11 protein-coding genes and 1 pseudogene are annotated in these 13,521 nt (G+C 48.9%); 9 read left to right on the top strand and 3 right to left on the bottom strand.

The window, feature by feature from the left end; all coding sequences use genetic code 11:
• Positions 1-169: 169 nt before the first annotated feature.
• The 7 genes from ABDK92_06685 to asnS are packed head-to-tail and all read left to right on the top strand — an operon-like array spanning position 170 to position 6,855.
• A complete protein-coding gene (locus tag ABDK92_06685; protein MEN3186308.1) occupies positions 170-1,339 on the top strand; it encodes an ABC transporter substrate-binding protein in 1,170 nt (389 codons plus the stop codon).
• Positions 1,340-1,397: 58 nt separating this feature from the next.
• A complete protein-coding gene (locus ABDK92_06680) occupies positions 1,398-2,174 on the top strand; it encodes an ABC transporter ATP-binding protein (protein MEN3186307.1) in 777 nt (258 codons plus the stop codon).
• Positions 2,167-2,871: an ABC transporter ATP-binding protein gene (locus tag ABDK92_06675; GenBank protein ID MEN3186306.1), complete on the top strand. Its 705-nt coding sequence runs from the start codon at positions 2,167-2,169 to the stop codon at positions 2,869-2,871. Before ABDK92_06680 ends, ABDK92_06675 begins: the two co-directional genes overlap by 8 nt.
• Positions 2,872-2,876: 5 nt before the next feature.
• Positions 2,877-3,776, top strand: coding sequence for a branched-chain amino acid ABC transporter permease (locus ABDK92_06670; GenBank protein ID MEN3186305.1), 900 nt, complete (start codon positions 2,877-2,879; stop codon positions 3,774-3,776).
• The gene (locus ABDK92_06665; protein ID MEN3186304.1) at positions 3,773-4,786 is read left to right on the top strand and encodes a branched-chain amino acid ABC transporter permease; all 1,014 of its coding nucleotides are present in this window, start codon (positions 3,773-3,775) and stop codon (positions 4,784-4,786) included. Before ABDK92_06670 ends, ABDK92_06665 begins: the two co-directional genes overlap by 4 nt.
• On the top strand, positions 4,779-5,540 hold the full coding sequence (locus ABDK92_06660; protein MEN3186303.1) for a creatininase family protein: 762 nt from the start codon (positions 4,779-4,781) through the stop codon (positions 5,538-5,540). Before ABDK92_06665 ends, ABDK92_06660 begins: the two co-directional genes overlap by 8 nt.
• A gap of 10 nt (positions 5,541-5,550) precedes the next feature.
• Complete coding sequence (gene asnS, locus ABDK92_06655) at positions 5,551-6,855, top strand: asparagine--tRNA ligase (protein MEN3186302.1); 1,305 nt, start codon at positions 5,551-5,553, stop codon at positions 6,853-6,855.
• 286 nt (positions 6,856-7,141) lie between these two features.
• On the opposite strand, the pseudogene ABDK92_06650 reads toward asnS, so the two are convergent.
• A pseudogene (locus ABDK92_06650) lies at positions 7,142-8,641 on the bottom strand (GGDEF domain-containing protein).
• Between the two features lie 201 nt (positions 8,642-8,842).
• Here ABDK92_06650 and ABDK92_06645 point away from each other — a divergent pair.
• Positions 8,843-9,043 carry a cold-shock protein gene (locus ABDK92_06645; GenBank protein MEN3186301.1) on the top strand — a complete coding sequence of 67 codons (201 nt, stop codon included), beginning with the start codon at positions 8,843-8,845 and terminating at the stop codon, positions 9,041-9,043.
• Between the two features lie 47 nt (positions 9,044-9,090).
• Here the strand turns inward: ABDK92_06645 and glgP are convergent, their stop codons facing one another.
• A complete protein-coding gene (glgP, locus tag ABDK92_06640) occupies positions 9,091-10,812 on the bottom strand; it encodes an alpha-glucan family phosphorylase (protein ID MEN3186300.1) in 1,722 nt (573 codons plus the stop codon).
• 14 nt (positions 10,813-10,826) lie between these two features.
• Positions 10,827-11,255 (bottom strand): dUTP diphosphatase, encoded by a 429-nt coding sequence (dut, locus tag ABDK92_06635; GenBank protein MEN3186299.1) that lies wholly within the window; start codon positions 11,253-11,255, stop codon positions 10,827-10,829.
• 71 nt (positions 11,256-11,326) lie between these two features.
• Here dut and ABDK92_06630 point away from each other — a divergent pair.
• Positions 11,327-13,521, top strand: a 2,195-nt coding sequence (locus ABDK92_06630; protein ID MEN3186298.1) for a hypothetical protein, incomplete at its 3' end; no start/stop codon positions are given.

Raw genomic sequence — 13,521 nt, 5'->3', positions numbered from 1 at the left:
AGCGGATATCATGGTGTCATCAATCATGTTGGCGGAGAAGCCCTTGGCTGCGTGCGGGGGCTTTTCCATTTTAAGGGGGTGAGAGGAAAGTGGTGGAAATTCGGTGGTAAGAGTTGACTTTTCCAAGAGAAAAAAGGTATAAAAATGGAAAAGCTTAGGAGGTGGGATTATGAAGAAGTGGTTGGTTCTGGGTTTTGTGGTGATCTTTCTCAGTGTGGCGTTTTCGGCGTATGCGCAAGAACCCATTAAAATTGGAGTGGTAATGGGTTTAACTGGTCCATGGGCTTCGATTGATACTCCGGCGACGAATGGTGCTAAACTGGCGGCAGAGGAAATCAACAAGGCTGGCGGGGTTTTGGGAAGACCGATGGAACTCAAAATTGTGGATACCAAAGCCGACGAAGGTGAAACCGTAGCAGCCGTCATTCGTTTGATTGAAAATGAGAAGGTTTCAGCCCTGGTAGGGTACTGTGATACCCACTGGGTGAACATTGCTGCACCACTGGCCAGGGAATATGGGGTGCCGTTTATTACTCCTGGGGCCACACATCCCCGGATTCCAGAGCGAACCGGAGCTTGGCTGGCCTGTTTCGGTGATAACGCTCAGGCGGCGGCAATTGCCGAGTACGCGGTGAAGGATTTGGGTCTGAAAAAGGGCGTTATCTGGGTGGATACCGCAGTTGATTTCAGCGTGGCGGTTTGTGCGTACTTTGCGGATGCTCTGAAACAGTATGGTGGTGAAGTGGTCTATGAAGACTACTTTGAAACCAGCTGGACGGATTTCTCCAGCATGGTGGCTCGCCTCAAGGAGTACCAGGATCGAGGTGAAGTGGATTTTGTTTACGTGGGTGCCATTCCTTCCAACTGTGGACTCATCGCCAAGCAGCTTCGAGAAGGTGGGGTGACGGTACCCATGCTTGGCGAGGATGGTTTTGATACTCCGCTTCTTGTGGAAACTGGTGGCGAGGCGGCTGAGGGTGTGGTATTTGCCACCCATATGTCTTTGGAGGACCAGACTCCCATTGTCCAGAACTTTAAGAGTGCCTACCAGGCGATGTTTGGAACACTGCCAGAAAATGCGTTTGCCGCACTGGGTTATGACGCCATAAAAGTTCTGGCCAAGGCCATCGAGCTTGCTGGAAGCAGTGACCCCAAGAAAATTCCGGAAGGGTTAGCGCAAATTAAGGGTTTCGAAGGAGTATCAGGAACCATTTCCTATGAGGCTGGAAGCCAGGTACCCAATAAGTCGGTGGCGGTCATTGAGGTCAAAGGTGGAAAATTCATCACCGTAAAGCAGGTTGCTCCGGAGTACATGCCGGATCCGAAACTGGCGAAATGAAGCTGGGGGTGGGGTATCCCACCCCTTTTTTTTGACTACGCATGAGTTGAGGAGCATTATGACGACTATCCTGAAAGTGGAAAAACTGTGGAAAAATTTTGGTGGATTAACGGCAGTCAGTGATTATTCTCTGGAGTTACCCGAAGGGGAAATTTATGGTCTTATTGGTCCGAATGGGGCAGGAAAAACCACGGTTTTTAATCTCATCAGTGGGGTCATTAAACCGTCGAAAGGGAAAATTCTTTTTCGAGGCGTGGATATTACCTGGTTGCGTCCCGACCAAATCGCAAGGCTGGGTCTCACTCGAACTTTTCAAAATCTGCGTCTTTTTCCTTCCTTAACTGTGGAAATGAATTTACGCATTGCGTATCATACCCATGCTCAGAGTGGATTTTTGGCTACTCTCTTCAGTACTCCTCCTTTTTTCCGGGAAGAAAAGGAGATTGAAAAGAGGGTGGATCGGATTCTGGAGCTCTTTGAAATGCTTGACTTTCGGGAGGAAGTTGTTTCCAGCCTTCCTTATGGATGGCAGAGGAAACTCGATATCGCTCGAGCTCTGGTGTGTGAACCTCGAATTCTTCTCCTCGATGAGCCTTCGGCAGGGATGAATACCAAAGAAGCCGAAGATCTGGGAGTTTTGATCCGGCGGATTCATGAGGATTTTCGTCTCACCATGATGGTGGTGGAACACCGGATGCCCTTTGTGATGGGTTTAGCCAGTCGTATTCAGGTTCTTGATTATGGTTCGATGATTGCCTTCGGGACCCCTGAAGAAATCCGAAATGACCAGAAAGTGATTGAAGCCTATCTGGGGGCAGGTGATTTGATTGCTTAAGGTTGAAAACCTCACGGTCAAATATGGTGTCATTCCAGCGATTATGAATTTGAGTTTGGAAGTGGAAACAGGCCAGATTGTGACTATCCTGGGAGCAAACGGAGCTGGAAAGACCACAACGCTTAAGGCCATTATGGGGGTTCTGCGTCCGGCCAGTGGCCAAATTTTCTACCAGGGAGAAGAAATCACCCATATGTCTCCTTCACATCGCGTGCGAAAGGGAATTGCGCTGGTTCCGGAGGGTCGGGGGATTTTTAACCGTCTCACCGTGGAGGAAAACCTCCTTCTGGGGGCGTATTCCCGCTCTGGGAGTGACCTGGTCATGAAAGACCTTCGGGAGGTGTATGCCCTTTTTCCGCGTCTTGAAGAACGCAAAAAGCAAATTGCCGGTACCCTCTCGGGTGGTGAACAGCAGATGTTAGCCCTGGGACGGGGGTTAATGTCAAAACCCCGACTTCTTCTTCTGGATGAGCCGTCTCTTGGTCTTGCCCCCCTTGTGGTTCGGGAACTCTATGCCACGGTTTCCCGGATTCGAGAACAGGGGGTGACCATTCTTCTGGTGGAACAAAGCGCTGCGGTGGCTCTGGGGACATCGGACTATGCTTATGTCTTAGAAAGTGGAAATCTGAAGCTATCTGGGAAACCAGAAGAACTGAAATCACTTGAAGATGTGAAGCGGATTTATTTGGGAGGATAGATGGGATGTTTTCCTGGAGTTATTTTCTTCAGCAAACGATGAATGGGGTCATCCTGGGTTGTATCTATGCGCTTTTAGCTTTGGGGATGACGGTGGTATATGGAATTCTGCGTCTCATCAATTTTGCTCACGGGGCCCTCATTACCGTGGGTGCTTTTTTCGTGTACTTCATTTTCTTTCGCGCCGGAATGAACCTGGTTGCTTCGTTGCTTTTGGTGCTTGGTTTTGGGGGATTGATGGGGCTTTTACTTGATGTCATCGCCTACCGGAAATTACGGGGAGGGCCGGAAGTGGCGCTTCTCATTACCTCTTTGGGTTTTTATACCTTTGTGGAAAATTTCATGAAGATGGTGGTTTCGCCGCAGCCATACTCGTTTAAGACTCCGGCGTATCTGGCGGTGATGTATAAGACGCCTCTTCTCACCTTTCGCTCGATTGATGTTTTCATCATTGTTTCTTCCCTTCTCATCATGTTGGTTTTTAATCTGTTTGTGAAAAAAACCAGAATGGGTATTGCCATGCGAGCCACGGCTGAGAACTTGGAAGTGGCTCATATTATGGGGATTGAGGTGAATCGGGTTATTGCCTTGGCTTTTGCTCTGGGTTCGGCCATTGCGGCTTTTACCGGATTTTTATGGGGAGCCAAATATGGGCAAATTGCCTATGATATGGGTTTTTTAACCGGAGTTAAGGCGTTTGTAGCGGTGGTGGTGGGTGGAGTGGGAAGCATCCCCGGTGCCATGGTGGGTGGTTTTGTGCTGGGGTTGGCGGAAATCCTTTCTATTGCCTTTTTGCCCACCCGGTTTGCCGAATACCGAGATGGGATTGTCTTTGGAATCCTCATCCTGGTTTTGCTTTTGCGCCCATCCGGGCTTATGGGTGTGAAGGAAGAGGTGCGGGTATGAAACAGGGTATTCGAGCTGAATGGTATTTTCTTTTCGGGGGGCTACTCCTTTTTGGGGGTGCATTTCTGGCTACCCAGTTTCTCAACCGCTACCTTCTCTACATCCTCGTGCTCATGGGGATTTATTCCATTGCCACAGTGAGTTTAAACCTCACCAATGGATATGCCGGTCTTTTCTCTCTGGGGCATGCGGCGTTCATGGCTATTGGAGCCTATACTTCGACCCTTCTCACCTTTCCCCTGGCGCTTCGGGAAGCATATGAGTTACCCATGCTTCCTTCCTTTCTGGGTGGACCAAACTTTGTGTGGCCGTTTTTCCCGGCTATCTGTATGGGAGGAGTGCTGGCCAGTGTGGCGGCTTTACTCATCGGGGCACCGGTTTTGCGTTTACGAGGTCATTACCTTTCGGTGGCCTCATTGGGGTTTGTGGTCATTGTGACCACGCTTGCCAAAACCATGAAGAATCTTACTCGGGGGCCGATGGGAATTAGCGCCATCCCTTCCTATACCAATATTTACTGGACTTGTCTGTGGTTACTGATTACGGTATATGTCATATGGCGTATCGTGAATTCTCGCTTTGGAAGGGCTATGATGGCGTTGCGTGAAGATGAGACTGCAGCACAGGTGTTAGGAGTGTATCCCGTGAAGTATAAGCTCATGTCTTTTGTGGTGGGGGCATTCTTTGCTGGTGTGGCCGGAGGGCTGTACGCCCACTTCACCAAAGCGATTCGTCCCTTTGAATTCTCTTTCTTTCTCACCTTTCAGATTGTGGTGATGCTCATTTTAGGAGGAATGGGAACCACTGCCGGCCCCATCGTGGGAGCGGTGTCGCTTTTGACATTGCGCTATGCCCTGAAGCCGATAGAGGAGCACCTCAAAATCTATGGACTCATCGAAATTATCTATGCGGTGCTCCTCATTGTGGTGATGCTCTTTAAGCCAGAAGGATTGGTGGGTCAGAAAAGGAGGGTTAAGAAAATGACGGTAGGGGGGAAAAGCAGTGCGTAAGAAAGTTCTACATCAGGAAATGACCTATACTGACTTTAAGGAGGGTCGTTTCGATAAGGCGATTCTTGCTGTCGGTTCGGCAGAAAACCATGGTTTCCATCTCCCCTTTGGGACTGACGCTTTGGTCGCTCAGGCTATTGCTCAAGAAGTGGCCCAGAGGGTGGATGGGATGCTGGTTTTACCGCCAGTTCCATATGGGGTGAGCGAACACTATGGGCATTTCTCCTTTACCCTGACGTTGCGTCCAGAGATTCTCATCGAAGCTCTTAAGGATATTTTTCGTTCTTCTATTCGTCAGGGAATTCAAAAGATCATCGTCATCAATGGTCATGATGGTAACATTGCTCCCATTGAAATCGCTGCCCGGTCGGTGAAGGTAGAGTATCCCCAGGCTTTCCTGGCTTCGCTCGATGCCTGGTGGGTAACCGCAGGAGAGCTTTTGCCTGCGGAAACGTTTGAGGTTTGGGGGGGTTTAGGACACGCTGGGGAGGGGGAAACATCCATTGCGCTTCACCTCTTTCCTGAATTATGCCGGATGGAAAACGCTCGTGGTGTGGTTCCGGATGTACCCTCAGAACTGACCATCAAATGGAAGTTTGATGAGTTGACTCCTTATGGTGCGACTGGAGACCCGACCAAGGGGACTCCGGAAAAGGGTGAAAAAATGTTCAACGCTCTGGTTGATTGGGTGGTTCGCTTTGTAAAGGAGATGGAGCAACGTAACTGGCGTTATGGAGAGTTGCTGAAGATTTGAGGGGGCAGTGATGGGCAGAGAATGGGTATCCATTGAGAATTTGAGAAATTACGAGGGAAAAGAGGTTGAAGTTCGGGGGTGGCTTGCCAATCGCCGTTCCAGTGGTAAAGTGGTTTTTCTGATTGTGCGAGATGGAACTGGCTTTGTGCAGACCACGTTGAGTCTTGGTGAGGACTTCGACAAGGAGAGTCTCAAAACCTGGGAGCGGTTACCCCTTGAGTCGGCCATCATCGTGGAAGGGATGGTACGGCGTGAAGAACGAGCACCAGGGGGATATGAGCTGCAGGGGAAAGGTGTGACCCTGGTATCCTCTTCGGAGGAGTACCCCATTCAGAAAAAAGACCACTCAGTGGAATTCTTGATGGAGAACCGTCACCTGTGGATTCGTTCCCGTCGTCAGAATGCCATTCTGCGTATCCGCAATCAGGTGGTGATGAGTATCCACGAATTCTTGCAAAAACGAGGATTCACCCTCATTGACCCACCCATTCTTACCCCGGCAGCCTGTGAGGGAACCACCACCCTTTTTGAACTGGACTATTTCGATCTGGGTAAGGCGTATCTTTCCCAGAGTGGGCAACTGTACATGGAAGCAGCCTGCATGGCTTTTGGACGGGTCTACTGCTTGGCTCCGGCTTTTCGGGCTGAGAAGTCTAAAACTCGTCGCCATCTCACGGAATTCTGGATGCTGGAGCCGGAGATGGCCTTTTACAACTGGCAGGATAACATGCGTTTGCAGGAGGAACTGGTGAGTTTCGTGGTGCAAGAAGTGCTCCGGAAGAGGAGGCGAGAACTGGAAGTTTTGGAACGGGATATTACCCTTCTGGAACAGGTTCAACCCCCCTTTCCGCGAATTTCTTACCAGGAAGCTATTGCCATCCTACAAAGGAAGGGTTTTCCGGTCCAATGGGGAGACGATTTTGGTGGTGATGAAGAATCGGTGATTTCCCAGGAGTTCGATCGGCCGGTTTTCATTCACCATTATCCTGCGGCTATCAAGGCTTTTTACATGCAGCCTGATCCCGAAAACCCCAATCTGGTTCTCAACGATGACCTCATTGCACCGGAAGGGTATGGGGAAATCATCGGTGGCAGTGAGCGCATCCATGACCTTGCGCTTCTTGAAAAACGCATCACCGAACACAACCTTCCGCAAGAGGCCTTTGCCTGGTATCTGGACCTGCGTCGGTATGGAACTTGTCCGCATTCTGGATTTGGTCTGGGAATTGAGCGGATGGTAGCCTGGATCTGTGGCATTCATCACATCCGGGAAGCCATCCCCTTTCCCCGTCAGATTTATCGAATTTATCCGTGACGAAGGGGTCATTCTGCTTTTTCTCTGGGGTGTTGCATACCTGGATGATGCAGGCAATACCATGGTCTTTGGCTCGTTTTTTCAATCGGGCAACCGTTTGGCTGAGGAATTCAGCGCTTGGTAGCAGGTATCCTTTTGGGATAACGACGGCAATGGTGGTGGTAGTGAGGAGTGGAAACCGTCGTTTTTTCCCTTCGCGGTCATACTCTACAATATAGCCATTCTCTTGGGCGGTGCGATCGTAGAATCCTACTACATCCTGCGAGAATCTCAGGAATGCCTGCTGAGCACGCTGAAAGATGTCCTCTAAGGTTTTTTCATTCTGGATTTGGTGGGCACCGATGAAGAAGTCATCCCCACCGATATGCCCGATCAAAAAGGATTCTCCCCAGAAGATTTCCTGGAGCAGTGAAGCAAGCAGCATAATCACCCGGTCCCCTTGACGAAAACCATAACGGTCATTGAAGGATTTAAAGTGGTTGATGTCCACATAGAGATACGCTTTGGTGGTTTCTTGTTCTTCGAGCGAAAAGAGGAGGTACTCATAAATTTTGTTATTTCCTGGAAGACCGGTCAGAGGGTTTTGGTCCCGAGCCTCATAGAGTTTTTTCTCATAGACCAATTTGAGCAAAGCCTGGGGGCTCAAGAATCCGACATATCGTCCTTCCTGGGTGAAAAGGATACCAGGAACCCTTTCCTGAACGGCAAAGGCAGAGAGCATTGTTTCACATGAGGTAGAGAGCTCAAAAACTGGACAAGGAATGAGGAACGATTCCATGCTCTGTAAAGTTGGATTCTCAAACAGTGCATGACCATAGCGGGAATAGATCATCTTTCGGAAATCCTGTTCTTTGATCACCCCAATAGGGGTGTGGTCATTGCCTAAAACCGGCAGGAGTTGGTATTGGGGATTTGCCTTGAAGATCTCGCAGACCTGGGTTGGCGAATCCTGGATGGAAATAGCCGGTATTTTTTCAAGGTTGGCAAGGATGGACGAATTATCGTCTTTCTTGCGACGGCGATTCGCCATGCGCAACGAAACCACCAGGGGATAGCGTTCCTGTAACGTTTCCGTTTCACAGGTTGGTCTCTGCACCAAGAATCCTTGGACAAAATCAAAGCCTATTTCCCATCCTTCGTAAAATTCCTGTTCTGTTTCGATTCCTTCTCCAATGATCTGAATGCCGAGGATGTGGGATATCGACACGAGATTGGAAAGAAAAAGTTTTTTCCGCTGATCTTGAGCCAATCCTTCAATAAAGAATCGCGGAATTTTGATGTAATCGGGTTCACAGTAGTAAAGGAGCTGTAGTCCTGAGCAGCCTATTCCATAGTCATCCAAAGCAATCTGGAATCCCTGTTGGCGATACTGTTCCAGAATGCGTTGCAGGTGATGGAACGAACTCACCCGGTGTTGCTCTGAAATTTCGAAAACTACCTGAGACGCGTTCAGATGATACTTCTGGAGGATATGTATGGTTCGTCCTGGTTGATAATCGGGCATATTGACCACCCGGGTATCGAGGTTAAAAAAGAGTTTCAGCCTGTGGGCGAAGGGGAGGAGGCAAAACTTCTGGATGGCCTTTTCTCGCAGCTTTAGCTCAAGATGGTAGAGATACCGGTCTTGCCAGGCTTTTTCAAATACTTCCTGAATTGAGGAGAATCCGGCCTTCTCGTAACCACGAAGCAGAGCCTCGAAGCCAAGGCATGTTCCATGATGTACGCTGACGATGGGTTGCAATGCAAAATCAAGAACGGCAATGATTTCGTCCCAGGATTGGCTCATAGCTTCACCTCCCTTTTTGTTCATGATATCTTTGGCGTATTAAACGGTGGTTAAAAAAAGATAAAGCGTATATGAAGCACTCGACCCATAAAATTCCCGCTACGATACTCGAGTTATTTGACAAACTTACTTTGGGATGTTAGTATTAAATTGAGCTTGCGCAGGCTCTCTCAATTTTTCTTTTAGGAGGTTTAATTTTAAATGGCAACTGGTAAAGTGAAGTGGTTTAGTGCAACCAAAGGGTATGGTTTCATCGAGTCCGATAGTGGTGGCGATGTTTTCGTCCACTATACCGCGATCGAAGGTAACGGCTTTAAAACGCTTGAGCAGGGTCAGGCAGTGGAATTCGAGGTTCAGCAGGGTTCCAAGGGACCTCAGGCTGTACGGGTGAGAAAGCTCTAAAAATGAGAAAAAGCCCCAGACCGCCTGGGGCTTTTATGTATTTTCCCTCAAGATTCCTCCGCTTTGAAAGAATGGTTGATAATTGGTTGGTGAAAGTAGGCTTCACTGATGTAACGGCGCATCATCCGATGGGCATTGAAATAAGAGGCAATTTTTCCAATGGAGTTTTTCATCAGCTTTACCCACCAGTCTACTCGGCCGTAATAGAGGGGCAAGATAAGGTACTCTAATTTATGGTAGAAGTCGTCAACTTCTTCTTCAAAAATCTGCTGGGGGGTTATGCCGTCCTCTTTTTCGGGGCCTATTGACCATCCGGTGATCCCTTCCAGGTGTCCTTCGATCCACCAGCCGTCAAGAATACTGAAATTGGCTACTCCATTGTGAGCAGCCTTCATCCCGCTTGTCCCTGAAGCTTCCAGAGGTCGCATGGGGGTGTTGAGCCAGACATCGACTCCGGCAATTATTTTTTGGGCGATTTCCATATCGTAGTTTTCCAGAAAAGCGATTCTTATCTCTCGCTGGAGTTCCCGACTCTGCAGGATGATTTCCTGGATGAGTTTTTTTCCTTCGAAATCCTGGGGATGTGCTTTTCCTGCGAAAATAAACTGCAAGGCTCCTTTTCGCCTGACCTTGCGCAGACGCTCAATATCAGAAAAAACAAAATGGGGTCGCTTGTAGGAGGTCATTCTTCGTGCGAATCCAATGGTGATGGCGTTTTCGTCCATGATGATTCCGGTTTTTTCTTTAACGAAGGCAAGGAGTTTCTGCTTCTCTTTCTGATGGGCTTCCCAGACTTTTTCGTCTGGGATGATATCGGCCCGCACTAAAAGCCCCGGTTCATGGGCCCATCCTGGGATGTACTGGTCAAATATCTGGCGAAAGCTTTCCGAGGTCCAGGTGAAACCGTGGACGCCGTTTGTGATGGAATGAATGGTATAACCGGGAAACATGTTGCGGGAAATTTCGCTGTGGCGCTTGGCTACCCCATTGACGTAACCGCTCAGATTAAGCGCTAACAAGGTCATATTCAGATATTCTTCTCCCCCAAGTTGTTTGAGGAGTCCCTCCGGGATGGGTTCGCCCAGGACTTCCCGGACCAGATCGTGGTGAAATTTATCATGACCAGCCTCAACCGGGGTATGGGTGGTGAACACACATCGGGCTCGGACAGCTTCGAGGTTAAAGTTCTTTTCTTGACGTAAAAGTTCCACCGTGGCCAGAGCGGCATGGCCTTCGTTGATGTGGTACTTGCGTACTTCGAAGTCGAGCGCCTTTAAGAGTCGAACGCCGCCGATACCGAGAACGATTTCCTGTTTCAGGCGATAACGGCGATCTCCCCCGTAAAGGTAATCGGTGATGGTTTGATCTTCAGGAGTGTTCTCGGGGAGGTTGGTGTCAAGAAAGAGCACCGGCACCACACCGCCAGTAACGCTGACCAGGGTGTAGAGCCAGGCTCTCACCTTCACTTTCCTTTTTTCGATTTCCACTTCTACGGTGATGGGTAAGGGGGTGAGGAATTTTTCCACTTCCCACTCCATGGGGTGTTCTATTTGCCATCCATCGGGAGTGAGTTCCTGCCGAAAATACCCTTTCCGGCTGATGAGGGTCACCGCGACAAAGGGTAAAAGCAGGTCAGCTGCGGAACGGACGGTGTCTCCGGCGAGGATTCCCAGACCACCGCTATAGGTGGGAATGTCACTGGAAAGGGCAATTTCCATAGAGAAGTAGGCGATAATTGGTTCTTGACGTAATTTTTGCAGGATTTCCATGCTCTTTCCTCCCTTTATTTTCCAGTTGAGCCTAAACCCCTTTCTCCACGTTCGCTGGGAGAAAGGTGAGACGTTTCTACAATTTTCACCCTCGGAACGACCCGAAGGGCTCCCTGGGCGATGCGGTCCCCTTGCTGAATCTGGTACGTTTCTTTCCCCAGATTGAAAAGTCGTACCACCCAGCTCCCCCGGTATCCGGCGTCAATGGTTCCGAGATGAATGACAATACCGTGCTTGATGCCCATCCCGCTGCGTGGGCGCAGTGTCACTTCGTAGCCTCGGGGAAATTCTGAAGCAATCTCAAGGTCGATTGTGACACTCTCTCCTGGAGGAATGGAGACATTGACCGGGGAAAAAAGATCAAAGCAGGCGTCATCAGAGAAGGCAAAGCGGGGTACGTATGCGCGTTCGGTGAGTCGCTTGAAACGTATGACGACCTCCATAGAACCTCCTTTTTATTTTTCATTATACTGTATTTTTCTTTGCTGCGGTAGAATAGAAGGGGTGAGGGGAAATGGATGAAGTACAGCGCCTGCAGGGAAATGTGTTTCTGGCTTCGGTTGTGACGCTTGCTTTCGAGGTGGTGGTTTTCCGGATTTTTACCTTTCTTTTTGGTTATCATTTTGTTTCCTTGCTCCTTGCACTGGCACTTCTTGGGTATGGGATGTCAGGAAGTTTGATAAAAAAGGTACCTGCAGGTATAAAAGAAAATCCCCTTTGGGCGCTTTCCTGGTCAACATGTTTTTTCTTCCTGGGGCTTTGTCTTTTTCCCTTCGATCCGTACGGGATGTTTCTCAAACCCTGGTCATTTCTGACTCTGGGTATTTTCCTGGTTTTGACGCTTTCCCCTTTTTTCTTTCACGGAATGATGCAACTTGTTGCTTTTGAACGCGCTCCCCACCTTTTCTCGCGTTTTTACGGTTTGAATCTCTTAGGTTCGGCGGTGGGAGTAGGGGTGGGTATAGTTGGGCTTTTCTTTCTGGAAGAGTCCCGGATGGTGCTTGTTTTGGCCCTTTCGGGAATCCTGGGAAACGTGCGGACGATCTGGAGAGTCATCGTGGTGGTGTTGCTCGCGGCCCTTTTTGTTTCTCCCTTAACGATATCCCTTTCTCCCTATTCACCGTCTTTGCTGCTCCGGGAAATCCCTGGTAATAGGATGCTGCGATATTACCGCAATGCTCTTGAAGTGATGGAAGTGTTTTTCACACCCTCTTCGCGGATAGGATGGGGTTTGAGTGCCCATTTTACCGGGGTTCCCCCCTCTTCTTTCACTCTGGTGTTTGACCATCATGCGACCGAAGTATTTCCTGAAGACGTTTCAGTGCCATTTCTGGAAGCGCTTCTTCTTTCCCTTCCATTCCGGATTCTTCGACCAGAACGGGTTCTAGTTCTCGAAGATAAGGGGGGTCTTGAAGTTTACTGTGCGCAACAATTTGGGAGTCGGAGCATTGAGTTGGTGACGGCCTCGTTTCTTTTTTCCTCTTTTTTGCAGGACTTTGTCCCCTCTTTTCCTGCTCGGGTTGTGGTGGCTTCGCCTCGCCGATACCTGCAGGAGAAAAAACACTGGTATGACTGCATCGTGGTTCGGGTTCCAGTACAGAGAGCCTCGGTTTTTCCGGGGACATTTTCCCTAACCGAGGATTTTCTCTTTACACGGGAAGGAATGGCAACCCTTCTTTCAGCCTTAAAGGAGGACGGAATCCTGGTTTTTCCTTTCTTCCTGCAGAATCCTCCCTCCCTTTTACCGAAGCTGGTTCTGTTATTTCACTCGGTATATGGGAGTCCGTTTCTCCAGTCCAGTCTGGTGGTGGTTAAAAACCTCGACTTTGCGGTGCTTCTTTTTAGAAAAGGGGGTTGGAGCGCGAAAGACCTCTCTTTTTGGAAAGAGGAAGTGACGAAATGGTCCTTTGACTTCGTCTACTTTCCGGGCGGAAGTGAAGAGGAATGTGAACGGGTCTTTCAAACCGGGAAGCGATATTATCGGGTTCTGCAGGAAATCTTTCAGAGTGGAAGCGTGCAAAGCTCCTTTGACCTTCGCCCCCCAGAGGATCAACGTCCTTATTTTGGAAATTTTTTCCGTTTTTCGCAACTACGGGAAACCTGGTTGAACCTGGGAAAGCGCTGGCTTCCCTTTGGTGGAGCAGGGTTTTTACTTTTTATCGCTATTTTCGCCATTGTGGTGCTGTTCTCGGTGGTTTTCCTTATTGTACCTGTACGGGTTTACTGGAAAAGGGTTCTTTCGTCCTCCGGGTGGATTTTTCTTCTTGGTGGGGTCTGTACCGGAATTGGATTTATGTTTCTTGAAGTAACCCTTTTTGTGCGTCTCCATCTTGTGGTTGGATTGCCCCTTTACACGTTTTCCCTCCTTCTGGTGGTGCTTCTTTTGGGTTCAGGGTGGGGAAGTATGCAAATAGGGAAGAAATTTTTTGACGGAGGTTCCAAAAGGTGGGCGGCTTACTTCCATCTTCTAGTCATGGGAGGATATATGGTGCTTTTGAAACTTTTTCAGAACCAGCTTTTTTTGCTTTTCCCTCTTTTCCCACTTGCCTACTGGAGTGGAATGCCCTTTCCAATTCTTTCAGAACGAGTGCGCTGTAAAAATCCAGAAATTTTTCCCATGGTTTTTGCCTATAATGGCTTTTTCTCAGTTATATCTTCGCTCCTTGCTCATTTTCTCTTGTTTTTTTGTGGAATGGCCCTGGTATTTGT

Source organism: Atribacterota bacterium (genome assembly GCA_039638595.1).
GTDB classification, from domain to species: domain Bacteria; phylum Atribacterota; class Atribacteria; order Atribacterales; family Caldatribacteriaceae; genus Profundicultor; species Profundicultor thermophilus.
This window is presented reverse-complemented; position numbering and strand designations above follow the sequence as displayed.

Coding starts and splice junctions, on each gene's coding strand:
- ABDK92_06685 (MEN3186308.1), top strand. CDS start 170: ATGAAGAAGTGGTTGGTTCTGGGTTTTGTGGTGATCTTTCTCAGTGTG.
- ABDK92_06680 (MEN3186307.1), top strand. CDS start 1,398: ATGACGACTATCCTGAAAGTGGAAAAACTGTGGAAAAATTTTGGTGGA.
- ABDK92_06670 (MEN3186305.1), top strand. CDS start 2,877: ATGTTTTCCTGGAGTTATTTTCTTCAGCAAACGATGAATGGGGTCATC.
- ABDK92_06665 (MEN3186304.1), top strand. CDS start 3,773: ATGAAACAGGGTATTCGAGCTGAATGGTATTTTCTTTTCGGGGGGCTA.
- asnS (MEN3186302.1), top strand. CDS start 5,551: ATGGGCAGAGAATGGGTATCCATTGAGAATTTGAGAAATTACGAGGGA.
- ABDK92_06645 (MEN3186301.1), top strand. CDS start 8,843: ATGGCAACTGGTAAAGTGAAGTGGTTTAGTGCAACCAAAGGGTATGGT.
- glgP (MEN3186300.1), bottom strand. CDS start 10,812: ATGGAAATCCTGCAAAAATTACGTCAAGAACCAATTATCGCCTACTTC.
- dut (MEN3186299.1), bottom strand. CDS start 11,255: ATGGAGGTCGTCATACGTTTCAAGCGACTCACCGAACGCGCATACGTA.